Here is a 24,275-nt window from a genome sequence, read left to right on the forward strand (position 1 = left end):
CATTAATTTTTAAAATTAAAAACAATAGAGTCAGTTAAATTCTTTTTAATATCTTCACTTTTCACAATTAGAACTTTAAGAGTGTCGATAAGCACTAAAACACTTTCTGTAGCTGAAATTATCTTCTTTTTTTCATTGTAAGGAGGCAATGCAACAGGCAATAGAGATACTTGATTTCGTGTAACATTTTTCATTGATGCGCTGGTACCACCAGCTACAATTTCGTAATATTCACGTGAAAGCATAGAATTATTCACAATATTGATATACTTCACATCTATCAAATCGGAAAATTGGAAACGTATAATTTTATCACTAAGCATTAAATGCTTAGGCACCGTTTGAGGTACAACCACAGAGCGGGCAACCAACTCGGATGTATTTGCTCTTGATAAAAGGAAATCATTCCCTTTAACTTCATATTCATGTTTAGGCTCCAATGTTACCGGTAGCGCCTTGTTTTCCTCAGCATTGAACTCCCCCCAAGTAACTGCACTGATTTTCAAGACCCCCCAGTCATCGCCATTTCTTGGATGGGACTCGCATTGCGGGCTCCACCCGGCCTCTGAACCAAGTGCCAAATCACCTAAACGACACCATTCCCATCCCTTTGGTAGCACATAAGTTTTTTCCTCATCACTCACTGGCGGCAAAGGTTTTTGTTTTTTGATTTTTCCTTCTTTAACTAGTTGCGCTTTTTCCTGCTCAATACGTTTAAGCAACTCAGATGCAGGTTCGTTGTTAGGATCTTGCGGCACCAGTTTACCCATCACAGCCAGTTGCAGAATAGTTTGCTTAAGCGCATCGATACTCGCTTCGGTAGTAAACAGTGTGTCGAAATGCTGACTAATTCGCGCCCAGTTTTCGGCGAGTTCTTCTGCATTTGGGCTGTCGGCCAGGGTTGCTAGTAGAGTTTCTATCAGCTGTTGATGCGCTTCCAGACTGGTTAGCGATTGCTGTTCAAGTTGGTCGCAAAGAGACATGAGTTCTTCTACTTTAGAAGCAATTCGATTCTGTTCGCTAATAGGAGGAACTGAAATAACAAGAGGGTTTAACTTTTCGAGAGAAATATTAGCAATATTTGTTGTCTGACTTGAACTATCAATAAGAATAGATTTTATATTAGGAGAACGTAATACTGACATCAGAAAAGCAGCATTAAAACCATATGGCCTAATGACGCTTAAGAAACCACCAAAAGTTGCGTAGCCAGTAGGAATATTATTGACGTATGCAACTTTTCCAACCAACTCTCGACTGTTTGCCATTGACATAACAATATCGCCTTTTTCGGCGAATTGTTCAGAGCGTTTCACAAATGATTCACTGACATAAAGTAAATCATCCCATTCTATGCTGTCTTGAACATTCGCTGTCCTCAGGCAAGGAACTTTTCCTTCTGATGGTTCTTTATGCTTTTCACTCGCAGGGAATGTAATTCCACGAATAATTGCAACTGTGTTACCTAAACGAGCACACTCCCATCCCTTCGGCAGATCAAACGGCTTCTCATCCTTGCTAATCTCAGGCAGCGGCTTTTGTTTTTTAATTTTACCCTGCTTCACCAGCTCGGCTTTCTCAGCAGCAATACGCTTTAACAACTCAGACGCCGGTTCATCACTCGGATCCTGCGGCACCAGTTTGCCGCGCACCGCCAGCTCAAGAATCAGCTCGCGCAGTTTCTTAATGCCATAAAGGTCGATTTTGCCGTTACTGCCACGCCCGGCCGTGGAGCGGGTTTGCAGCGCAGAGGACCAGATATCGATATGGTCGGTGATCAGCTTCTCTACGGTCATCAGTTCGCCCCCTTGTTGCCCGCCAGAGCTGCACCAAGAATATCGCGCAACTGGTTACGCAGCTCGCTGATGTCTGCCTGCTGTTTCTGGTACTTCGCCAGCAGTTCATCCGGATCGTGGCTGATGGTTTCACCCTGGTACGGGTTCTTGATATCAAGGTTGAAGTTACGGGCGATGATGTCACCGATGCCCACTTTCCACGCCTGGTTGTTTTCTTCGCGGCTGGCAAAATCGTCAGCTTCATTCCCCCACCAGTCGATTTCCGCCTGGAACTCTTCAAACTTCATCGGTTTGGTTTTGCTGTAGTTCTTCACGCCGTCCGGGTACGGATGCTCGTAGAACCACACATCTTTGGTTGGCTGGCCTTTGGTGAAGAACAGAATATTGGTTTTGATACCGGTGTACGGGTTAAACACGCCGTTCGGCAAGCGCACAATGGTATGCAGGTTGCACTCTTCGGTGAGCAGCTTTTTGATTTTGGTTTTTACACCTTCACCAAACAGCGTGCCGTCTGGCAATACCACCGCCGCGCGGCCTTTGTCTGCCAGCACTTCGATAATCAGTTGCAGGAACAGGTCGGCGGTTTCGCGGGTCTGCATCTCTGCCGGGAAGTTCTTCTCAATGCCGTCTTCTTCAGTGCCGCCAAACGGTGGGTTGGTGACAATCACATCAATCTGCTCATCCCAGGAGGAGAGAGGCTTGTTGAGCGTGTTGTCATGACGGATTTGCACCGGTACTTCAATGCCGTGCAGCAGCATATTTGTGGTACACAGCAGGTGTGGAAGCTGTTTTTTCTCGACACCGTGAATTTGCTGTTGCAGGGTTTTATGGTCTTCGGTGGTTTTAACGTAGTTGTCTTTTACATGGTCGAACGCGCAGGCAAGAAAGCCGCCGGTACCACATGCCGGGTCCATAATCGATTCGCCCAGTTTCGGATCAATACGGTTGACCATAAAACGCGTCACCGCACGCGGGGTATAGAACTCACCTGCATTTCCGGCGCTTTGCAGGTCGCGCAGAATCTGTTCGTAGATATCGCCAAACAGGTGGCGCTCCTGGCTGCTGCTGAAGTCGATTTCATTGAGCTTGTTGATCACCTGACGCAGCAGCGTACCGTTTTTCATGTAGTTGTAGGCATCGCTGAACGCCTGTTTGACCACAAAGCCACGCGGGTTCTTATCGATCGGCGCGGTGAGGTTTTTCAGCGTCGGGAACAGATCGTCATTCACAAATTCCAGCAACGCATCACCGGTGATGCCTTCGCTGTTTGCCGCCCAGCTACGCCATAAATAACGCTGCGGGATCGGGAACTGGTAGTCATCCTGTTCCAGTTCCAGCTCTTCTTCTTGGGTATCAAAAATCTTCAAAAATAGCAGCCATGAAAGCTGCCCCAGACGCTGGGCATCGCCGTCCACACCGGCGTCTTTACGCATAATGTCCTGAAGAGATTTAATGACTGAACTAATCGACATGTTTTCTTTCCATACTTAAAAAGGATGCCACCGGTCGCAGTTGCGGCCAGTGGCAATAAATTTACGTGTTATCAGGCTGAGCGCGGCGGAAGCTGGTAAATTTCGTTTTCCAGTTCGTTAACGGCTTGCTCATACCCCTTTTTGTCGCCAAAGCGGGTTTTGATGATCTCAATTGGGCGACCCAGTGCATCGAACGGCTTCAGTTTTAGCACCTGAACATCCTCGATTTCTTGCACGCCTTCATCGGCGTATTTGTCCAGCAGGGTATTGAGAACCTGCTGAGCCGGTTCGGCGTATTTAGTAAAATAGTTACGCTTACGTACGTTGGCCGCGCGCTCCTGACGGGTTAACGGCGGCTGACCGTACACCACATGACAGAGCAAATCAAACGGGTCGAGATCTTTACCCACCTCTTCGGCCAGCACGTCCCACAGAATTCCCAGCTGCGCCAGTTCTTCAATAATCGCCTGCTTGCGAGGCGCCTCCTGCCATTTGCGCACGAAGCTATCCAGCGAGGCGTACTCGCTGTCTTTCAGCATCGTTTTGCGGGTGTAATCCTGGAAGGATTCAGTGACTAACTTGCCGTCAGAATCGTAATACTGAACGCGCTTCGCCAGGACTTTCACCGCCACGCCATTCACATAGAATTTGCGGACTTTATCTGCATCATCGCTATGAAATTCACCGTTTCCGGAATGGTTGTCGCGGCTAACATGATACTCAGCGGCGTCTTCTCGCATTTCATTGGGTGGATTATCCCCATCATCGTTCGTGGTTTCTTCATCCAGCCGCTCATTGAAGTCGGAACTTTCATCGGAGATATCGTCGGGTTTAACCACCAGTACTTTTTCCGGCAAACCGTCAAAGCGTGGGTCGGCAAACAGCTCGGTCGCTTTTTTGAAGTCGAGTATGGTGAACCACAGCTTGCCGTGCCTTTCGTTGATACGTGTGCCGCGCCCGATGATCTGTTTAAATTTAGTCATCGACTGGATGTTCTGATCCAGTACCACTAGTTTGCAGGTCTGCGCATCAACGCCGGTTGTCATCAGCTCTGATGTTGTCGCGATAACGGGGTAGGCTTTCTTAGGATTAATAAAGTTATCGAGTTGTGCCTTGCCGATTTCATCGTCGCCGGTGATTTTCATTACGTACTTTTCATTCTTCAACACCTGCTCAGGGTTGAGCACCACCAGCGCGTGGCGCATGCGGTCGGCGTGATCGATGTCGTTGCAGAAAACAATGGTTTTATCCATCGGATTGGTGCGTTTCAGGTAATCGGTGATGGTCTGCGCTACCAGCATGGTGCGTTCATCAATGACCAGTTTGCGATCAAAATCTTTCAGGTTATAGATTCGGTCTTCAATCTCTTCGCCGTACTTATCCAGCTGGCCTTTGACGGGCCGCCAGCCCTGAACATCAATATCTATATCAACGCGCACAACTTTATAGGGAGCGAGAAATCCGTCTTCTATACCCTCTTTGAGAGAATAGGTGTAAACCGGCTCACCGAAGTAGTCGATATTAGAGACGTCTTCCGTTTCTTTTGGCGTCGCAGTCAGGCCAACCTGTGTGGCGCTGCCGAAATATTCCAGAATCTCTCGCCAGGCTGAGTCTTCAGACGCACTGCCACGGTGGCATTCGTCAATCACAATCAGGTCGAAGAAATTTGGATCTACCTGTTTATAGGCTTTCTGATGTTCTTCCGGTCCGGTAATTGCCTGGTATAACGCAAGATGGACCTCGTACGCCGGATCAATGGTACGTCCGGTAACTTTGGTCATTGCTGTACCGAAAGGCTGGAAATCATTGTTCTTGGTTTGATCGACAAGGATATTGCGGTCAGCGAGGAAAAGGATGCGTTTGTTGTTTTTGGCCTTCCAGAGCCGCCAGATAATCTGGAATGCGGTATACGTTTTACCCGTACCGGTTGCCATGACCAGCAGAATGCGATTCTTACCTGCCGAAACGGCATCCACCGTTCGGTTAATCGCCTGCATCTGATAGTAACGAGGAGCTTTCCCGCTACCGTCGTCAAAATAGTCCTGACTGATAACGGGCAACTGCTCCTGAGTGAACCCTTTCCAGACACAGTATTTTTGCCAGAGTTGTTCAGGCGTTGGGAAGTCGCTGAGGGCAATTTCGGATTCGAGCTGATGCGGATTGGTTTTATCGTGGAAGATGAACCCATCACCATTGGAGGCAAATACAAAGGGCACGTCGAGCAGGCTGGCGTAGTCCAGTCCCTGCTGCATCCCTTTGCTGATGGCGTGCTTGTTAGCCTTGGCTTCGATAACTGCCAATGGCAAGTTAGGCTTGTGATACAGCACGATATCAGCAGACTTAACTTTGATACGTGAGGCCAATTTGCCACGGACGACAATCTTGCCATCTCGCAGTTTCACTTCCTGACGAATCTGCGCCAAATCATCCCAGCCTGCCTCCTTAACCGCAGGAAGGATAAATTTGCTAATGATATCCGTTTCAGTCAGGTGCGTTTTGTTCACGCCAGCCATAGCAGAGCACTCCACGATATTGGGTTAGGTCTGATTTTACACAGAATAGTGTCTGACGTAATGACCTGAAACGAGGTTTTGGGTCGTTAGCGTTAAAATCTCTTCTTGGCAAGGCAATTTCTGAACTTCTCTATCATAGATTTTCATTTTTTATAATGTCTGAAGTTAACTACATAAACGAAATATGGACTCAATTGTCTGTCAAACCAGTGATTATTCAAATCGTACACCAGCTTTTCCCATTAATTTGAACTGGATCAACTCATCTAATTAAATGTACTTTATAAGTAATGATAGGATTGATAGATAGCTTGGACGAGGGGATCTTAGTGGATAAAGCTTTGTGTACTATTGATGAAAAAGAATGGAGTGCAGATGCATTTTTCGCATTACCTCCTGCTGAGATCCAACTGAAGAGACGGAGTTTGCTTTGTACAGAATGCAAGGGGGATGCATGGTTCAGGCGTGCAAGTTACGGAAATGACTCACCTCATTTTTGCGCCCATCACCTAGAAAACTGCTCACTAGGGACATCATACGAAGCTGTAGGGGAAGGTGATGAAAATAGGGGATTACCTGCTTCAGATGCTGACAGCGGCATAGTACTTGATTTGAGATTAACGCAAGGCTACGACATTAATGTCAAAACAGCAGCGGATAACTCTGACACTACACCTCAGGGACAAAAATTCACGGGTGAAAAAATTGTTGGTGGTGGGAATCAAAAATATCCTGCACACTATACTTTAAAAAACCTGCTTTACAAGTTAGTACAGTCTAAAGGATCATGCTACGCAGATAAAAAGGTAGGGTTCACAGAACAATCCTTTAATGATTTACCGGGCCGTGGGGGAGAACTATTTGTCGAATTCATTAACGTTGCACCATGGATGGACGGTGCACGTAGAATTTTTTGGGGTTTTATTAGTGATGTTGGGCAAACAAGAGATGGAAAAATTTGGTTAAATGCAGGTAACATTAAATCTGGCTTAAGCGTTTGTATCAATCGCGAAATTGCAAGTGAGTTTAAAGAGCAGTTTAAAGTCAAAAACAGTCTTGATGAATTAGATGGATGTCATGCACTAATTATTGGTACATGCACATATGCAACAACAGGTAAACCAATACTATGGTGTGGTGATCTGAGTTATATCGTACTGAGAAGATATAAATTAGACCAAGATTTATAAAATCAGCTTGTTTTGCAAAATGCATATGAATATATATGTCTAACTAATATAAATGGAAAGCACGCTAATTTTACGAAGGTAATAGACTGTACGTGGAAAATAATTTCCCACTCCATGTGTTCAATGAACTATAAAATAACATGGCTAGATATAAGCCTGAATATAGATAATCGATGAGTTTATAATTTAGTTGGTTATCTTTTAATGGTGATATAAATTCTCACACCTCCCCTAAATACCTCCCTGATGTGCTATTCCACAAAATCCTACAACGGATAATTTCTTTCACAAACTGAAACGCAATTTTCTTCTCTGCAAAAAATTAAAGCAATCGACTGATAACCCCGCTACCATCTAACACTTGGGGTATCGTTACCCACATACTTTCATCCAGCCAAATCGATCCCTTCTCAAACGGCTTATGATGAATCGCACATAATGCTAGTTTGTTCGGGATCTCACCTGGCCGCTAAACTGCCTCTACTTCACGTGATTCATGTCAGTAATATTTTACAAATTGATTTGGAAAGACTCGTTCGACATGAGCCAATTGCTCTTGCCATCCCATAAAATCAATTTCGTATGTAAGCGATACTACCTCATCAAACTTCTCACCGAGATTGCTGGAGCATTTTACGGACTCTCTGCACATAGAATCGTAAATCTTTATCAAAGTTGGAAACGAAAGATAATCCTTGAACAGAGTCTGAGCCTCTTCGAGGGTCTGCCAGAGTGGAATGCCGTACTGATGTTTATCGTAAGGTACTGTTGCCATAAAACGCACCTCACGATCTCTAAGGTAATGAAACAAAAGTGCCGGATCTATAATCGGCACACCATTTAATGGAAAGCCAGCATGAAATTGACCGTTGATGATTACTAGTGGGATTACCTCTATTTTCTCTGTTCCTGATAAATGGGGGTAATAATCCCGACAAAAATGCTCAAGATGCTCCCTAACAAAGGTTGCTTTTCTAATTGCTTGGTTGGTTTTGTGCATCAGTCCGTTAGAGTCGAAAAGTTCATTATCATAATCTAGCGGAGTTATGGATGTTTTACGGCTACGAGCTTCTACAACAATTAGTAAATTTCCAAAAGCAAAAGAAAGATCTATCTCTTCGCTATGCCCATGATAGCTTGGTTCAATTGCATTCGTATAGTGCAAATGTTCTTTCATTACCTGATTTCCATTTCGGCACTCTTCCAATACTCTGAGCAAATCTTTCTCAAATAAACTTCCACGGCGAGTATCTTTGGGATCTATTTTGGCCATCCAGCAATCAATATTGCGGGTGAGACTTGCAGTCAGAAATGCGCTGATCGGGAAAATATAATTATCCTCAATAGAAACCAGAGGTTGCACCCATAAATCTTCCTGTGGTGATTTCCCTTTCCAGGTCAATAAATCTAAAGCCGCGATGATTTCAGCTTTACTATATTCACAACATTGTATTAGTAACTCAATAATAATAGAGCGCTCAAACTGAGGAGCAAGATGAAGTAATGTTGACCAGTCGTTTATTGACACGTTTGTATGTAGTTTTTCATCAATTTGAACAGCTAGCACAGATAGATGAACCCATACATCTAAAACACTTTGTAAAGTGCGTTCAATACAGGGGAGTGATTTCCTTGTTAATAACGCTTTAAGATGGTCATCAAGCTGAATAAGAGCCGATAAAGGCTGAAATCTGGCTATCATTTGAGCCCGTTGAGATAATGTTTGCCACGGTACTATGCTCAAAGCTGTACCAGGATCAAAATGTAAATAAGTAGAAAAAAGATGGATGTTATTAAATTTGTCCATTATGGTTCGAGCTTCAGTAATCGAGGTGGCTAAAAAATGATCTCGACGAAATTCGGCAATCGTTTTCATGCGGTGATAGTCAGAATGACATTGCATGAAAAAGACTCTTTTGTGCTGATAAGTGAATATTGCACGGCCATAAAGCAAGTCTTGCCAAAGTGAAGAAAAATTATGAAAATGCTGAGACATCTTCATTTCTGAGAGATAAAGATCAAGTTTTGACAACTTTATTGGACGATCATCAGGAAATAATATATGCATGTGATCCTTATATTTAAATAGCTCGAATAATGGGCCTCTAAGACTGTCAAGTCTATGCATATTTACACTATTAACACTAACTGGATCGCTTTTTCCTACCTTCGAGGTTTTTGAAGTAATAAACTGTTCTATAGCTGTATTGCTTATATCGTCAAACTTCTCGTTCTGTTCGTCACATACTTGCCAAAAAGCATAATTAGCGCTGGCTATATGCGCCCTAATCATTTCGTGATATTCAGGTCTGCAACCTGTTAAGAAGCAAATTTGCTTCCGAGTGTTCTCTACGCATTGGAAATGAAAATTAAGCCAATTAGCTCCTGAAATGTATGCAGAGGCTTCTGCAGTTAACGGACCTATTTCATTCATGAATTTAATCCAGTGATCTGGTTTGAATTCATTCAACTGAGCGGGATGTGGCAATTTCTTATCTCTTGCCGCTTTGATAAGGGGATGGATGGGTCGCATATTTCCTCTCTACATGAGCGTATACCAAATGACACTATAACTCTTTGGATACATCAAGATAAAGAGTATATAACAAAGAAAAAATGAAACTTTGATCACAATGTGAGCAAGGTTTTGTGGCGTGGAAAAGACATAGATCTTGTATCTATTTAATTCATAACTGGCGATCAAAGTTGCCTGCTTGATGAAAATATTGTGTTCATAAGGAACATCTCTTTTTTGCAAGATTATTAATGTATGAGTACGGGTATATCTATTTATATACTGCATCGATATAATTCTATTAGGTATGAAATTCTGGTCCAGTCTTCGAATTCACTCTCTAAACACCTCTCTTCGATGCCACTCCACAAACCCCTCCCTTGGATAATTCCCTTTCACCACCGGCAGCGCAATCTGCTTCCCGACAAAATCCCAGAACAGCTGCCCAACAATCCCGCCTCCATTAACCGCCTCCGACACCAGCACCCGCATACTCTCATCTAGCCCAATCGATCCCTTGTCAAACGCCTTATGATGAATCGCACACAGCGCCAGTCCGTTGGGGATCTCACACGGTCCGCCAAACTGCTTCCACTTGATATGCGCGGCTTCGAGTCCAACGGAGGCGTTATCATGTCGCATGTTGAATCCGCAGATGGCACATTCATAGTTATACGCACGCAACACCTGCTGGCGGAACAGCGGATCGCGAACCTTACGGATCTGCTTAATATCAAAACCCATCTCATCCGCGATCTCCTCCTGAATACTTTCAGGAAAGTGCGCTTCAAGGATCTGCTGCGCCAGCGAGCCGATCAGATTTTTGTTCTTATTCAGCAGCGCAAAGTGTTCTTCATCAAACCCGCCTGCAACGTTATTTTCTATAAGTTCTTTAACAGGCGGTTGCTTACTGCCAGTGGTCGAACAAAACTCTGTATTCTTCAGATCCCAAAAACCGTCCCCTTTGAGCCGCCAGAAGGGCATATTCGGGTAATGCGCCTTCCTCTGTGGGCCAAAGCGTTCTAACAGGTTAAGCAGCTGCTCATGGACCTCGGTTCCATAATCAAACAGTCGCGCATGCCCCTGCTGATAGTTCGCCAGCACGTACAGAAGCAATAAAGGCTTATGCGGCGCACGCTGCTCGCCTTTGCGCCAGATGGTGATGTCGGCAATTGCCTGTTCGAGAGTTTTGCTGGAAGCCATCGCGTTACGGAAGAAAGTAAATAATTGCGATGATGCTCGTAAAACCCAGACCAATCAACCCGCAATCAACAAAAAACATGACCTTACCGCACACAACCCTATTTCCTGAATCCCCCTCGCAAATTCTAAATTTACCCCACACCAAACCGCTGTATTTATATTCAGCCCTGTATAATGAGCACCAGAAATTACGCCGAACGGCAAAGGAAGTATCAAAGAATATTTAAAGAGAGAATTCGCGATATGAAGGTGCTGCAACACCCCCATACCGCTAACCACAAACAACTGAGATGGAGTTGAAAATGGCTGTGACGAATTTTAAGCCAGAGTTTACTGTTTGCAAAACAGAATCAGACGCTTTCACCGGCATGATTGAAAACCGCGAGCTGGTACGCAAAAACAGCGCCCGCCGACTTCACGGCAACCAGACCAACGCGGCGCCCGTCCATCCCCGCGCAGAAACGCCGCAGGACAGTGCCGCCTGCTGCGAACTGTATGCCCGCATAGACATGAAATACCTTCTTCTGGGTGGCGACTGGTTAACCCGTGCAGGCTTTATCAACGGCATGCCGGTAAAAATCCGCGCCATGAAAGACTGCATTGTGATTACGCCACAGCATACAAGAGAATTATGGGGATGCCTGGAAGGTATGAGCGTGGTGAATATAAATAAACAGAAAGTCGCGCAGTGGTTGAAGACGTTTCCGGGCGCGTTGAATGATACGGGAGATATACCTATGGTGAAGCGCGGAAATGGTCTGGCAGAGTAAGAATAATATCTAAAATATCCCTTCATTAATCATGTAAAAGGATAAGTTAATACGGGCTTGAATACGCATGCCCGTATTTTTCCTTTTTTAAATGAATTATTTAACTCCGCTGGTGCACTCAATAAATCGGTTGTAACATTCTCCGCAAAGCGACAGGGAGGATTGCTATGCAGATTTGTAGGATGGATTACAACGATGTCTCAGCCGATGGAAGAAGGCTGAAACTACACGTTTATGGCGTTGGGACGTTTCCCGTTTTTTCAGGAATAGAACCCGTAACCAATATTGCAGAGTGCGTCTTTATCAGGAATGCAGCAATACCTGTGGGTACGTACTGGATCGTTGATGCACCGGAAGGCAGTATTGCTAATCGGGTTGAGCGGTTTGTAAAAGACTTCAAGAACGGGACCGACCATTCTGAATGGTTCGGCTTGTTTAATGCTTCGACCATGGCTGATAACGTATTTGTGAATGGGGTAGACAGAGGCTCATTTCGACTTCATCCATTGAGGCCGAATGGTGAGGGAGAGTCGTGGGGATGCATAACGTTCTATAATATCCCTGATTTTCAACTAGTCAGACAATCTTTGCTTGCACGTAAGAAGATTCGTGTTCCTGGTGGTAAAGGGTTGATGGCATATGGACGTATTGATGTAACAGGAAGGGCTGATTATGCTTCATGCAAAGTTAAAAAATAATATCCTGGTTGGCCTGGCGTGCCTCATTGCTTCCTTCTTTATCGTCCTGTTCCCCCTGGGTGGCTTGCTCGATTACTTATCTCAAGCCAGCAATGATTTTTTAAATCGCACCGGTTTGGGGTTTGCTGATGGTGAAACAGACCCATCATTCCTGTGGGTGTTGGGTGGGATGATGTTCGTCGTTACCGCGTTACTGATGTATATCATCCGAAAGATATGCATCCTGAAACGTGCTTGAGATATTTCATTGGCGCTTTCTATGACATTCCCCTCAAAAGTCCTGAAGTGGTGCGCACTCGGGATTGCCACGGTGTTTATCCTCAGATGGCTGTTTGTCTGGCTTGTGGCATTCGGTTCTGATGATACGACTGTTTATACAGAAAACGATGTTTTCCACTACCACATGCTGACAGACAAGGATATTGAAAACGCCCCGCGACTAACGGAAGACTACTATTTTGAGGCGCATCCAGGCGAGGGTTATGCACCTTCAAATAGTATCGTTTTTAAAAGGGCTACCGAGGTTGCACCGTTGCGCGAGTATCTCACCACGCTGGGATACGTGAAGGAAAAGCGCAGCCTGGGAGAAAAGGAAATCTGGTCAAAGCCCGATCGGTTAAACGGAGATATTTTCTACCTGTACTTTAATGTCGCCAGGGGTCAAGCTGAACTGACCAAAGTGATGAATCACTGAAATAATTAACTTCCGTTGATTTACCCAACCCGAGAAAGTGATAGCGCTTCATCAACTCATGAGCATCTTCCTGGCAGGGTGAAAGTGAATCTGCATTCATTTTCACCCTGCATAACTTTACCGCGTGACGATCAGATTCACGTCGTAACCACCCGTGTTATTGGCATATTCCGATGCCTTGTTGGTATCGTTAAAAATAAAGGAGATTTCACCTTCTGCTGGGGCTTTCCACGGCTTGCCGCCGGAACCGATTGAATGGATATGATCGCCTGTTTTAATCAACAGCGCGCCTGCAATGGCACCCGGCAGAACAAAGGTCGGGTCAGGTGCCTTAGCGGAAGGATGCTGGCTGTCACCGTCCGGTCCGAAGGTGCGCCCGCGGCTGTCATACTGGGCCTGACCTGCGGCAACCAGCAGAATGCTATCGCCCTGGCGGACGGTGATCCCGGTCTTCACCCATTCACTGCTGGTTGCAGGAATGTGGCCTTTCCACTGAACGGGGTCTTGTGTCGCGAGTTCCTCATCACTCCCAAGATAAACATCCGCCTGGAATGAACCGGTATTATCACTGTGGGATGAATCGCTAATGAATAATCTCAGCTCGCCGCTTTCCGGTGCAGCCAGTTGATATACGCCGGTACCGATATCATAGCTTTTGCCAGATTCGCTAAAACGCGCCTTGAGGATGGCAATATCCTTTTTTTGTCCGCCCTTACCGATATTACCGCCCGGATAAGCCCATGCGTGCTCTTCCTTGCCATATTTGATCAGACCCGTAGCGATAATGGTGATCTTATCGCCTTTGTTGACCTTCAGACCGGTATTGATACCTTGTTCTTTGGTTGAATCAATGGCGCCAGACCATGCGCTTTTTGTAGACATGTTCTATCTCCCTTCGGATGTCAGTGTTTTGTATTTCAGCGGGGCTTAATTATTCCCGGCGTGATAATAGTTATCTGATATCAACGGTACGAGACCGTGTGACGTAGACAGCGTAGAATTGGTTATCAGTGACGGCAAATATAAAAATCACGAATTGATGGGTGTTATTTTGCTAAAAATAGGTCATGCCTGGGTTTGAGTATTTGTCTTTTAAGATAAATCTGAGTTAATTCGCTTTGACAAAAAACGGTTCTGAATGAAAAGAGAGGGTTATATAAAGCAATTTCATTCCCCTGAGAAAATACAGGTGTTTTCTCAGGGGGGAATTATTGTGCAGACGCGCTACTGAATATTGACGGCTTTGCCGTCCACCCAGACGCGGCTGATATTATTGCGTCTGGCGTTATAGATAATTTTCTGCAACCTGTCTTCCGGCGCGTCTTCAGCCGTATCGATATAAATGTCGCTCCCGGCGGCCCGGGTATCGATCACAATGGCATCGAACTGGTAGCCGACCGCCAGCTTGCCCACACGCAGGTCAAGCACCTCTCCCGCGCCGCCGGTCGCCAACCAGAACGCTTCCCGGAAGCTGATGGCCGAGCCGGGTCTGCCGCGCTGTTCCGCGGCGATACGGGCATCGACGCCATCATTCAGGGCTTTACTGGCGGTCATGGCGTGGCGGCAGGTATCAAATACCGAAGGGCTATGGCCGCCCGCAATATCGGTGCCTAAGCCGACGTTAAGCCCGCGGTCCAGCATAGCGCGCAGGGGGAAGACCGCATTGGCAAAATAGAAGTTGGACAGAGGGCAGTGTGCGACGCCAGCCTGAGTTTGCTTGATCAGGTCGGCATCGTCATCTTCGATGTGGTTTGAATGCGCGAGTACGGTCTTTCTGGTCAGCAGGCCAAAATCCCGCAGCGCCGTGGTATCCGTTTTACCCAAACGCTGCTTAACGTAAGCATGTTCCCAGTCGCTTTCCGAGCAGTGGGTCTGCACGTGGCAGCCTGTTTCAGTGGCAAGCTTGCCCAGGCCTTCCAGAAGCGCATCCGTACAGGACGGAATAAACCGTGGGGTGATAACCGGCAGCACGCGTTTTGCCGTATTGCCGGGGAGCTGTGCAACCGCGTGAATAAATGCGCGGGTCCCGGCGATGGCTGTCTCCGCGCTTTCATCCCGGTAGTAGTCAGGGCACTGGGAGGGGTCATCCATCGCCACGCGACCAACCAGCGCCCGCTGACCCTGCGCCAGACAAATACGGGCCAGCTCCACGCTGCTTTCGGTGTGTAGAGTGGCGAAGTAGACGGCGGTGGTGGTGCCGTTCGCCAGCAGCGCATTGACCAGTTCCGTGTAGTTGCGGCGGGCAAATGCGATGTCGGCGTATTTTGCCTCCAGCGGGAACGTGTAGTTATTCAGCCACTCTTCCAGCGGCTTATCGAGAGCCTTGCCCATCTGCGGCCACTGAGGGGCATGAACATGGAGATCGATCAGGCCCGGCAGCAGGTACTGGTCTGAAGAGAGTTCGGTCAGCTTGCCTGCCTTGCGGGCCGCGTCTCGCACGGGCCTGCACGCGCCATCGTCACCCTGTATAATATCGACAATGGTGCCGCTACCATCGATACAGAACAGCGTGTCGCTAAAGTGGGTCACACGGTCTTTCGATTCCGCCGTGTAGCCCTGAGCGCTGACAACCTGCTGCCAGGGGAATGCGTGTAGGGTATTCATATCATCGTCCTTATTCATCATCACGCTGAAAGGGAAATTGCCCGAGAGTCAGGTATTATTATTCGCTCAAAAAGCCTGGCATAAAACCAAAATACATCAACTTATTGATGGGTTAATAAGGCGGCATTTGTTTCTGTATTTGCGGGGATAATAAAGGGAGGCTGTAATGATAAACGGAAGCTACTGGAGCTTATTAGGCAAAATAGTTAAATAGCCAAAGTGTTATCCACTCTTTGAACCTCTTTTTTATCACGCTCTTTTTATTATACTTTTTATTGTGGTGAATCCCCCTGTGCGGTGGGGCATAATTTATGGGTTAACGTCATTATGCGGGCTTTGCTCACCGGGAGGCACCCGGCACCACACTCGTTAATTCTGAGGTGCCAGGATACAATTATTCTATATCGTTTCGATTTATATCATTCCTTAATCGTGTTGCATTCGTTCTTTCACCGCGTTAACCAGCACAGCGTGAAGTTCGCCAACGGTTAAATCGCGTATAACAGGTTCGGGTATGCCACGTACCCAGCGTATAAACCGACAGATACCAAAAAAATCTATACCCTCGCCCGTAAACAGATACTCGTTTTCAGCAAGAGAGAAAGTTTTCATATTGCCATCCTCTTCCGTTGCAAGCTGAACGCCAAACGCTTCTTCGCAGTCTTCCAGTAGGTCTTCGCCGTCGATACCGCAAATATGCAAATCGGCCTCAATCAACGTGTTGCTATCGATAGGTTTACGATGCTCGCCTGAGGAGTTTCGAACAACCTCAATGACTTGTGAGAGAGTGGGCTCCATAAAGATGTTCTCCTTTAAAGCGATAGAAATAATCGCTAGCGCTTCCCGGCAGCGCTCCGCTTGTGCGGACCAACAAGAACAAAGTTATATCGGCCCGCGAAATTATGAGTCGATTTAAGCTATTGCCATATGATTCCAGGCATCTCTGTAAATTATATTCCCATCACAGTGTTTCCAGGTGATTGCCTCATATCTTAGCTCGATCGTCTCTGTATGCGTCCCTGTTCCAGAACCCGGGAACAGATTTGGTGTGATACCCGTGATTTTTACATTCTCCAGTATAATGTTGAAATATTCTCTCTCGATTCCTGCATCATCAATTTGATACATTTTTATCGTAGCCGATTTTAATGTTTGGTGTTCACACAGTGCCCTAATGAGAACCGGTGTTGTCTTATCAAACTCTTTCTGAATGGCAATCGGTGTATGTACACGGGTGCCTGTTAGTCGGCCTGTATTTCCACTCGCAGGAATAGTGAGGTGATGAGCGACCGCCTTTAATTCAATAGCACCTAACCGACCGGACACCATGGAACCTCCTACGACTGGCGAGCCATTAGCATCGGTTAACCAAAGATATGCTGGATTTGACATGATTATTCCTCATCTATATTTACAAAAGAAGGTAGGTGCAACATCGCCACGACCCATATGAATAAGCCAATAAGCTTAAGTGGCCACGGTTCAAGGACAGCTATACAAGCAAATGCACCGATGATCAGTAAGGGACCTGATAGCACATCCAGGATCCCGCCAAAAATATGTATCTTTCCTGGCAGTAATTTATTCATTACTAATGAAATAATGTAAGCGCTTAGGGTAATGATGCAAAAGGCGATTGTTTTATCATGCCAGTTGTCAAATTCTACCCAGCTAAGGATATATAATAAGACTAAATATGAACAAAGAAGTAGATTTATAATGGGAATAATAAACTTACTCATACGAGCCTACCGTACGTTTTGCATTAAGTTTTTCATTAAGTTTGTTTATGATCTGATTAAAGACTGGTTTTCCTTCTGAGTAACCTGCATGTATAGCATCTACGAAAGGTTGGACGGCATCAGCAAAGAGAAAGTAGAGTAGGTCGTAGTCTCGGGGTCTGAGAAGTTCGTATATCTCCGGTGCTTCTGCTTTAAGCCTGGCAGATGTTCTGATTGAGCGTTCTGCCATGCCTCCAAACAAAAGGAGTGTACTCAGTCCTGTTATTGGATTTAATTTTCCTTTGAAAACCACAAATGTAAAAGACGTTCTTTCAATAACACGTTTCGCAATGGTTGCTGCTATAATATTTGTTGATACTCTACCCAGTATTGAAGAAGCTGCTGGTCTATAAACCTTATCTTGCTCAGCCTCGGTTAAATATCTGTTGAATAGTTTAAAAATTTGCTTGGCTGCGTTAACGATATTATCGTAATTCAAAATGTCTTTTATGATTGCGGTAGCTATCCGAATTCTTTCGGTTTCGCGTTCATGCCTTGTTTCAGTGTCAAAGATACCATAGATCAAATAGCCATAATCCAGCGGAACGGATAAGCCTCCATTTATAAACGCTGTGACTGTATCTGGAGAGTCGATTATGTTGAATAATCCCAAGGATATATTATCTACATCTGCCATGTTAATCCTTTAAGCGTGTCATAAAAGATTTATCAATGTAATATTAAAGTAACTAAAGCAATTTAAATTATCTAAAAGGAAAATTAAGTATTCTTATAACAAACAATATTTTAAATCGAGAGGCAAAGCGGCTTCGTGCCAATCCCACACTCCACCGCCCAACCTCAATCAACTCACCTCATCAAAACACCGGCACCCCCAGCCCAACCTTCACCTCCCTCAACGTCGCCTGCGTCACCCCCTGCGCCCGTTCCGTCCCGCGCTTCAGCATCGCCATCAGCTCGCCCCTGTCACGCATATACATCGCCCTCCGCTCCCGCATCGGCGCAATCAGCTCCTGCAGGCATGCCTCCAGCTCGTTCTTGCACGCCCGGTCGCCCAGCCCGCCCGCCTGATAGTGCGCCTTCATCGCTGCCACTTTCTCCTTGTCCGGATGAAACGCGTCGAGGTAGGTAAACACCACGTTCCCCTCAATCTGCCCCGGGTCGCTCACCTTCAGGTGGTTCGGGTCGGTGTACATGGCGCTCACCGCACGGTGAATGGTCTCTTCGCTGGCCGAAAGGTGCAGCGTGTTGCCCAGCGATTTCGACATCTTGGCGCTGCCGTCGATGCCGGGCAGGCGGCTGGTGTCGCTCAGCATCGCCTTGCAGTGGCGCAGCACCGGGGCGGGCAGCAGGCTGTTCATCTTGTGCACAATCTCGTTGGTCTGCTCAATCATCGGCAGCTGGTCGTCGCCGACGGGCACGCACTCGGCTTTGAACGCGGTGATGTCCGCCGCCTGGCTGATGGGGTAGGCCATAAAACCGACCGGCAGCGAGCGGGCGAAGCCCTTCTGCGCAATCTCGTTTTTCACCGTCGGGTTACGCTCCACGCGGGCGACGGTGACGATGTTCATATACAGCATCGTCAGCTCGGCGAGGGCGGGCAGGGCGGACTGCAGGCAGATCGTGGTCAGGTTCGGGTCGATGCCCGCGGCGAGGTAGTCGGCCAGCACTTCGGGGATGTTGTCGCGAATTTTCTGCGGGTTGCTGCCGTTGTCGGTCAGCCCCTGCAGGTCGGCAATCAGCACAAATTGGCTGTGCGTCTGCTGCAGCGCCACGCGCTGGCGCAGCGATCCGACGAAGTGTCCAAGGTGCAGCGGGCCGGTTGGGCGATCGCCGGTGAGGATGGTTGGTGCGTTCATAAAGACTCCTTAATGTGCAATTGCCGAAAGGGGTCTTAGAAATGTGAAAGCCGCCTTTCGGCGGCTATCTGAAAATGGGGAAAACAACTCCGTGCCGCCTTTAAGAAGGCAGCCACCAGCGGTTTACGGTGAGCACGGCGTGGTTTATGTTCATCTCTTTACCGTATCACGTCCGGCGCGAAAAACAAAAGGGCACGTCATGCTGCAATCACTCAACCATCTGACCCTCGCGGTCAGCGATCTGCAAAAAAGCGTCACCTTCTGGCACGAGCTGCTGGGGCTGACGCTGCACGCCCGCTGGAATACCGGGGCCTATCTCACCTGTGGCGAACTGTGGGTCTGCCTGTCGTACGACGAGGCGCGCCAGTATGTGCCGCCGCAGGAGAGCGACTACACCCACTACGCGTTTACCGTGGCGGAAGAGGATTTTGAACCCTTCTCGCACAGGCTGGAGCAGGCGGGCGTCACCGTCTGGAAGCAGAACAAAAGCGAGGGGGCGTCGTTCTATTTTCTCGACCCGGACGGGCACAAGCTGGAGCTGCACGTGGGCAGCCTCGCCGAGCGGCTGGCGGCGTGTCGCGAGAAGCCCTACGCGGGCATGGTGTTTACCTCAGACGAGGCTTGATGCCCGCACCTTCAGCCTGCCCGCCAGCGTCACGTGCGTGGCGGCATCTTCCTGATTGCACAGGTACTCCACCGCCAGCCGTCCCAGCTCGCTGTAGGGCAGCTGGATACTGGTCAGCGGCGGGGTGAGCTGCTCGGAGATCTTCTGGTCGTCGTAGCCCGCAAGCAGCATGTCTTGGGGGATGCGCACGCCGTTCACCGCCAGCGCCTGATAGCAGCCAATCGCCAGCCAGTCGCTGGCGCAGAAGATGGCGTCCGGGCGCTCGGCCAGTTCCAGCAGCGAAGTGGTGGCGGTAAAGGACTCGCTGAACTGCCAGTTGGTCTGGCGCACCAGGCCGTCATCGCACGCGAGTCCGGCCTGCTGCAGCGCCGCCTGGTAGCCTGCCAGACGCTGACGCGAGGCCTCCATCCAGCTCTCGCCGGTGATGTGGGCGATGCGCGTGGCTCCGCAGCCGATGAGGTGTTTAGTCACCTGGAAGGCATTGGCGTAGTCGTCCGGGATAAACGACGGCAGCAGCGGCGAGCCGGGGTCGCGCTGGTTGAGCAACACCAGCGGGATGCGGGTGCAGTCCTGGAAGGCCGTCATGTCGACCAGCGTGGTGACCGGAGACGCGAGAATAATCCCGATGCAGTTGCGCTTCTCCAGCTGGCGGATGATGTTCAGCGCCAGCTCGATGTCGTCGCCGTAGTCGTAGACGGTGAGCAAGGTTTCGTTGCGCCACGCGGCTTCCCGCGCCTGGCTGATGGCGTCGATAAACGGGTCGAAGCTCTGCATGGAGCTCACCAGCAGGGCGATCTCTTCCTGGTTGCGCGGAGCGTGAACGGCGGGGAGGCGGTCGTAGCCGAGTTCGGTAGCGACGCCAATCACCCGCTGGCGGGTGTCGTCGCTGAGCTTGATGTTGCGGGACTGGTTAAGCACCAGCGATACCGTCGCCTGCGACACGCCCGCCGCTCGCGCAATATCGTTCATCGTCACTTTCGTTTTTCGCTTCATCCGTCCTCTCCCTTTCGCGACTTCGCATCATACCCTAACCGCGCGCTTTAGCGCCGTCGATCACGTTTCTCATTCATCGAAGCGTGAACTTTGTGAGGGGCATCGCTTTTCTCAACGCCGTGATTTGCGCATTTATCCTGCAGCTAATATTTATTAGCTAAATATTATCAGTAAGAGGACGCGTAATGAAAGAGCAGTGGAGCAGGGAGCAGGCACAGGCGTGGTATCAGCAAAAAGGCTGGCTGTGCGGGTTTAACTATCTGCCGTCGACGGCGGTGAACTGGACCGATATCTGGCAGGAAGAGACCTTCGATGCCGCAACCATCGAGCGCGAGCTGGGCTGGGCGGCGGAGGCGGGCTACAACACCCTGCGCATCAACCTGCCGTTTATCGTCTGGGAGCATGACCGCGACGGGCTGATGGCGCGCATCGACCGGTTTTTGACGATTGCCGACGGCCGCGGCTTCAGCACCATGCTGACCCTGATGGACGACTGCGGCTTCTCCGGCGACGAGCCGTACCTCGGCCCGCAAAAGCCGCCCGTGCCGGGCAAGCACAACAGTCAGGCGGCAGCGAGCCCGGGGCGCGATAAGGTGTGCGATCCCGACTGCTGGCCGCAGATTGAGCGCTATATCCGCGACGTTGTCCGCCAGTTCCGCGAGGATAAGCGCGTGCTGCTGTGGGATCTGTATAACGAGCCGGGCAACCGCGGCATTTTCGCGACCGGCACGCAGGAGGTGCAGTACGATGCGAAGCTGGAGACCTGCGCCCACGCGCTGATGAAGCTGGCGTTCCAGTGGGTGCGTGAAGAAGATCCGACCCAGCCGCTCACCGTCTGCGCGTGGCGTCTGCCGCCGGAAGAGGAGGGCGAGACGTTCTTTCAGCATCCGCTGGACCAGACCGCGCTGGTGCTCTCGGACGTGGTGAGCTTCCACGCCTACACCCACACGGGCAGGATGACGGCGATTATCCAGCAGCTGCAACAGCTTGGTCGCCCGCTGTTTTGCACCGAATGGCTGGCGCGCCACGTGGGCAGCACCATCGAAGAGCAGCTTCCGCTGATGTACGCGGCGAAGGTCGCGCCGTACCAGTGGGGGCTGGTGCGCGGCAAAACCCAGACGTGGCTGCCGTGGCCGGTGGTGATGAAGGAGTCCACGGACTACTGCCGCCTCTGGTTCCACGACGTGTTCGAGGAGAACGGCATTCCGTTCTCGCGCCGTGAAATCGCCCTGATGCAGCAGCTGCGCAAGATCGCCCCGAAGGCACAAGGCTAATAATATCGACCCGGCGGCCGACCGCCGGGCAACCAGGCAGGCATATATCAATGGCAACGACAATGAAAATACCGTCTCGCGAGCTGTGGTCTTATTTTGGTTATGGATTAGGTCAGTGTTTTAGCTTTGGTTTAGTGGGTTCGTTTATTAACTATTTTTACACCGACGTGCTGGGGATTTCGGCGCTGGCGGCGAGCACTATCTTCCTGATTGCCCGCGCGTGGGACGCGGTTCACGATCCGCTGTTTGCCAGCATTATGGACACCATTAACAGCCGATTCGGCAAGTTTCGCCACTTTTTGCTGATTGCCCCGCTGCTGATTACCGGCGTCACGCTGCTGGCGTTTTATAAAATCGAAGCGGACATGACCACCAAAATTCTCTACGCCGGGGTGACGTATATCCTGTGGGGGACGCTGTACGCCATCTCCGATATCCCGTTCTGGTCGATGTCATCGGTGATGACCAACGACTCCGCCCAGCGCACCCGCGCGGTGACGGCGGCGATGCTCGGGGTGAACGCCGGGATTGCCTGCGCCAATATCTTCTTCCCGAAGCTGGCGGCGTTCTTCGCCCAGTACAGCAACGATAAAGGCTACTTTATGGCGGCGCTGGTGATGATGCTGGTGGGCCTGCCGCTGATGCTTAACGGCTTTATGCAGATCAAAGAGCGCGTGCCGCCGAGCCCGGAGAAGGTGACCATCCGCGACACCTTCCACAACCTGCGTCAGAACAAGCCGCTGTTTATCGTCCTGCTGTCGTTCTTCTTCTGCGTGTTCCACAACGTGGCGGGCGGGCTGTATATCTACTTCTTTATCAACAACCTGGGCGACGGCAGCCTGCAGATGGCGATTGGTGTAATGGGAATTGTGGCGGCGGTGCTGTGCCTGGTCGCGCCGATGCTGACGCGCCGGATGCAGAAGCGGAAGCTGTTTATGATCCTCTGCGGGCTGGACGTGGCGGTGCGCGTGGTGATGTGGTTTGTCGGGTATCAGCAGGTGACGATGCTGTTTATTCTGCTCGGCCTGAGCACGCTGTTCGTGATGATGACTAACATCCTCACCTCGTCGATGATTGCCGACACCATCGAGTACGCGGAGTACCACACGAACAAGCGCTGCGCGGCGATCACCTTCTCCGGGCAGACCTTTACCGGCAAGATGTCGGTGGCGGTGGGAGGCGGGCTAATCGGCGTGTTCCTGACGATGATCGGCTACGTGCCGCAGGCGCAAATCCAGAGTGAAGGCGTGCTGTCGGGGCTGTTCTTCGGGATCTGCCTGCTGCCGGCGATTGGGTCGCTGATCCGCATCGTGTTTATGTCGCGCTTTACCTTTACCGAGGAGAAGCATGCGGAGATTTGTCGGCTGCTGGCGGAGCGGAACGCGTCTGCGAAAGCGCCGGGCGGCGGCTGCGCCTTACCCGGCCTACAGGACCAGCCCTTGTAGGCCTGATAAGCGAAGCGCCATCAGGCTTCGCATTTAAAGAGTTACAGCGACTTCACAAATGCCAGCAGATCTTCGTTGAGCTGGTCCTGGTGGGTCAGCGCGAAGCCGTGCGGCGCGTTGTCGTACACCTTCAGCGTGGCGTTTTTGATCATCTCTGCCGCCAGCTTGCCGGTGCTTTCAAACGGCACGATCTGGTCGTTGCTGCCGTGGATCACCAGCGTCGGCACGTCGATTTTCGCCATATCCGGGCGGAAGTCGGTTTCGCCGAACGCGGTCACGCAGTCGATGGTGCCTTTTAGCGACGCCAGCAGGGCGATGTTCAGGGTCTGGGTCAGGGCACCGGCAGAGACGGTCTGCCCGGCGTTGATGCCGTAGAACGGCGTCGCGAAGTCGCTGATGAACTGGGCGCGATCTTTACGCAGCCCGTCGCGAATACCGTCAAACACGCTCTGATCCACACCCTGCGGGAAGGAGTCGGATTTGCCGAAGATCGGCGTCACCGCGCCCAGCAGCGCCAGACCGGCCACGCGCGCGCTGCCGTAGTTGTTGATGTAGCGGGTCACGTCGCCGCCGCCCATGGAGAAGCCCACCAGCGTCACGTCCTGCAGGTCCTGGGTGGTAATCAGGTCGTTGATGTCGGATGCAAAGGTGTCGTAGTCGTAGCCGTTCCACGGTTGATCCGAGCGGCCAAACCCGCGACGGTCAAAGGCGATGGCGCGGAAGCCGCGCTCGGCCAGGTAGTTCAGCTGGCTGTCCCACATGTCGCCGTCCAGCGGCCAGCCGTGGCTGAAGAGAACCGGTTTGCCCGCGCCGCCGTCTTTGTAGTAAATCTGCGTGCCGTCTTTTGCCTTAAACGTTGCCATAGTGTGTTCCTGTGCAGGT

The 24,275-nt window shown here is 49.7% G+C and carries 22 protein-coding genes and 1 pseudogene; 8 read left to right on the forward strand and 15 right to left on the reverse strand.

Annotated features, from left to right (window positions below; translation table 11 throughout):
* Positions 1 to 2: 2 nt before the first annotated feature.
* The 3 genes from E3U32_RS15590 to hsdR all read right to left on the reverse strand — a co-directional run bounded on the left by E3U32_RS15590 (position 3) and on the right by hsdR (position 5,781).
* Positions 3 to 1,796, reverse strand: coding sequence for a restriction endonuclease subunit S (locus E3U32_RS15590; protein WP_134349498.1), 1,794 nt, complete (start codon positions 1,794 to 1,796; stop codon positions 3 to 5).
* On the reverse strand, positions 1,796 to 3,268 hold the full coding sequence (locus tag E3U32_RS15595; RefSeq protein ID WP_134349499.1) for an N-6 DNA methylase: 1,473 nt from the start codon (positions 3,266 to 3,268) through the stop codon (positions 1,796 to 1,798). The genes E3U32_RS15590 and E3U32_RS15595 overlap by 1 nt, the downstream gene beginning before the upstream one ends.
* Positions 3,269 to 3,339: 71 nt before the next feature.
* Positions 3,340 to 5,781: an EcoAI/FtnUII family type I restriction enzme subunit R gene (gene hsdR / locus E3U32_RS15600; protein WP_134349500.1), complete on the reverse strand. Its 2,442-nt coding sequence runs from the start codon at positions 5,779 to 5,781 to the stop codon at positions 3,340 to 3,342.
* 329 nt (positions 5,782 to 6,110) lie between these two features.
* On the opposite strand from hsdR, the gene E3U32_RS15605 reads away from it, so the two are divergent.
* Positions 6,111 to 6,971, forward strand: a complete 861-nt coding sequence (locus tag E3U32_RS15605) for a hypothetical protein (RefSeq protein WP_166790951.1) — start codon at positions 6,111 to 6,113, stop codon at positions 6,969 to 6,971.
* A gap of 328 nt (positions 6,972 to 7,299) precedes the next feature.
* Here E3U32_RS15605 and E3U32_RS23970 read toward each other — a convergent pair.
* From E3U32_RS23970 to E3U32_RS15615, 3 genes and pseudogenes are all read right to left on the reverse strand, one after another.
* Positions 7,300 to 7,437, reverse strand: a pseudogene (locus tag E3U32_RS23970) (phosphorothioated DNA-binding restriction endonuclease); the annotation flags it as partial.
* Between the two features lie 33 nt (positions 7,438 to 7,470).
* Positions 7,471 to 9,504: a hypothetical protein gene (locus tag E3U32_RS15610; RefSeq protein ID WP_134349502.1), complete on the reverse strand. Its 2,034-nt coding sequence runs from the start codon at positions 9,502 to 9,504 to the stop codon at positions 7,471 to 7,473.
* Positions 9,505 to 9,819: 315 nt separating this feature from the next.
* Positions 9,820 to 10,689: a phosphorothioated DNA-binding restriction endonuclease gene (locus E3U32_RS15615; protein WP_134349503.1), complete on the reverse strand. Its 870-nt coding sequence runs from the start codon at positions 10,687 to 10,689 to the stop codon at positions 9,820 to 9,822.
* A 302-nt stretch (positions 10,690 to 10,991) separates the two neighbouring features.
* On the opposite strand from E3U32_RS15615, the gene E3U32_RS15620 reads away from it, so the two are divergent.
* The 4 genes from E3U32_RS15620 (at position 10,992) to E3U32_RS15635 (ending at position 12,851) form a co-directional block, all read left to right on the forward strand.
* Positions 10,992 to 11,459: a SymE family type I addiction module toxin gene (locus E3U32_RS15620; protein ID WP_134349504.1), complete on the forward strand. Its 468-nt coding sequence runs from the start codon at positions 10,992 to 10,994 to the stop codon at positions 11,457 to 11,459.
* 167 nt (positions 11,460 to 11,626) lie between these two features.
* Positions 11,627 to 12,157, forward strand: coding sequence for a DUF2778 domain-containing protein (locus tag E3U32_RS15625; RefSeq protein WP_134349505.1), 531 nt, complete (start codon positions 11,627 to 11,629; stop codon positions 12,155 to 12,157).
* Positions 12,132 to 12,395, forward strand: coding sequence for a hypothetical protein (locus tag E3U32_RS15630; protein WP_134349506.1), 264 nt, complete (start codon positions 12,132 to 12,134; stop codon positions 12,393 to 12,395). The genes E3U32_RS15625 and E3U32_RS15630 overlap by 26 nt, the downstream gene beginning before the upstream one ends.
* A 21-nt stretch (positions 12,396 to 12,416) precedes the next feature.
* Positions 12,417 to 12,851, forward strand: coding sequence for a hypothetical protein (locus E3U32_RS15635; protein WP_134349507.1), 435 nt, complete (start codon positions 12,417 to 12,419; stop codon positions 12,849 to 12,851).
* 117 nt (positions 12,852 to 12,968) lie between these two features.
* Here E3U32_RS15635 and E3U32_RS15640 read toward each other — a convergent pair whose 3' ends face one another.
* From E3U32_RS15640 to trpS, 7 genes are all read right to left on the reverse strand, one after another.
* Complete coding sequence (locus E3U32_RS15640) at positions 12,969 to 13,733, reverse strand: LecA/PA-IL family lectin (protein ID WP_134349508.1); 765 nt, start codon at positions 13,731 to 13,733, stop codon at positions 12,969 to 12,971.
* 342 nt (positions 13,734 to 14,075) lie between these two features.
* Complete coding sequence (guaD, locus tag E3U32_RS15645) at positions 14,076 to 15,455, reverse strand: guanine deaminase (RefSeq protein WP_286164369.1); 1,380 nt, start codon at positions 15,453 to 15,455, stop codon at positions 14,076 to 14,078.
* 426 nt (positions 15,456 to 15,881) lie between these two features.
* Complete coding sequence (locus E3U32_RS15650) at positions 15,882 to 16,253, reverse strand: hypothetical protein (protein WP_134349509.1); 372 nt, start codon at positions 16,251 to 16,253, stop codon at positions 15,882 to 15,884.
* 114 nt (positions 16,254 to 16,367) lie between these two features.
* The gene (locus E3U32_RS15655) at positions 16,368 to 16,847 is read right to left on the reverse strand and encodes an Hcp family type VI secretion system effector (protein WP_134349510.1); all 480 of its coding nucleotides are present in this window, start codon (positions 16,845 to 16,847) and stop codon (positions 16,368 to 16,370) included.
* A gap of 2 nt (positions 16,848 to 16,849) precedes the next feature.
* Positions 16,850 to 17,197 carry a hypothetical protein gene (locus E3U32_RS15660; protein ID WP_134349511.1) on the reverse strand — a complete coding sequence of 116 codons (348 nt, stop codon included), beginning with the start codon at positions 17,195 to 17,197 and terminating at the stop codon, positions 16,850 to 16,852.
* Positions 17,190 to 17,873 (reverse strand): hypothetical protein, encoded by a 684-nt coding sequence (locus E3U32_RS15665; RefSeq protein WP_134349512.1) that lies wholly within the window; start codon positions 17,871 to 17,873, stop codon positions 17,190 to 17,192. Before E3U32_RS15665 ends, E3U32_RS15660 begins: the two co-directional genes overlap by 8 nt.
* Before the next feature lie 181 nt (positions 17,874 to 18,054).
* On the reverse strand, positions 18,055 to 19,056 hold the full coding sequence (gene trpS, locus E3U32_RS15670; RefSeq protein WP_134349513.1) for a tryptophan--tRNA ligase: 1,002 nt from the start codon (positions 19,054 to 19,056) through the stop codon (positions 18,055 to 18,057).
* Positions 19,057 to 19,255: 199 nt separating this feature from the next.
* Here trpS and fosA point away from each other — a divergent pair, with 199 nt between their 5' ends.
* Positions 19,256 to 19,681, forward strand: coding sequence for a FosA/FosA2 family fosfomycin resistance glutathione transferase (gene fosA / locus E3U32_RS15675; RefSeq protein WP_134349514.1), 426 nt, complete (start codon positions 19,256 to 19,258; stop codon positions 19,679 to 19,681).
* Here the strand turns inward: fosA and E3U32_RS15680 are convergent.
* Positions 19,667 to 20,674: a LacI family DNA-binding transcriptional regulator gene (locus E3U32_RS15680; protein ID WP_134349515.1), complete on the reverse strand. Its 1,008-nt coding sequence runs from the start codon at positions 20,672 to 20,674 to the stop codon at positions 19,667 to 19,669. The two genes, fosA and E3U32_RS15680, sit on opposite strands and share 15 nt — an antisense overlap.
* A gap of 185 nt (positions 20,675 to 20,859) precedes the next feature.
* Between E3U32_RS15680 and E3U32_RS15685 the strand changes: the two genes are divergently transcribed.
* Positions 20,860 to 21,948, forward strand: a complete 1,089-nt coding sequence (locus E3U32_RS15685) for a cellulase family glycosylhydrolase (RefSeq protein WP_134349516.1) — start codon at positions 20,860 to 20,862, stop codon at positions 21,946 to 21,948.
* A gap of 50 nt (positions 21,949 to 21,998) precedes the next feature.
* Positions 21,999 to 23,393: an MFS transporter gene (locus E3U32_RS15690; RefSeq protein ID WP_134349517.1), complete on the forward strand. Its 1,395-nt coding sequence runs from the start codon at positions 21,999 to 22,001 to the stop codon at positions 23,391 to 23,393.
* A 41-nt stretch (positions 23,394 to 23,434) separates the two neighbouring features.
* Here E3U32_RS15690 and E3U32_RS15695 read toward each other — a convergent pair whose 3' ends face one another.
* A complete protein-coding gene (locus E3U32_RS15695) occupies positions 23,435 to 24,256 on the reverse strand; it encodes an alpha/beta fold hydrolase (RefSeq protein WP_134349518.1) in 822 nt (273 codons plus the stop codon).
* Between the last annotated feature and the right edge of the window lie 19 nt (positions 24,257 to 24,275).

It is taken from the genome of Lelliottia nimipressuralis (assembly GCF_004402045.1).
Taxonomy (GTDB): domain Bacteria; phylum Pseudomonadota; class Gammaproteobacteria; order Enterobacterales; family Enterobacteriaceae; genus Enterobacter; species Enterobacter chinensis.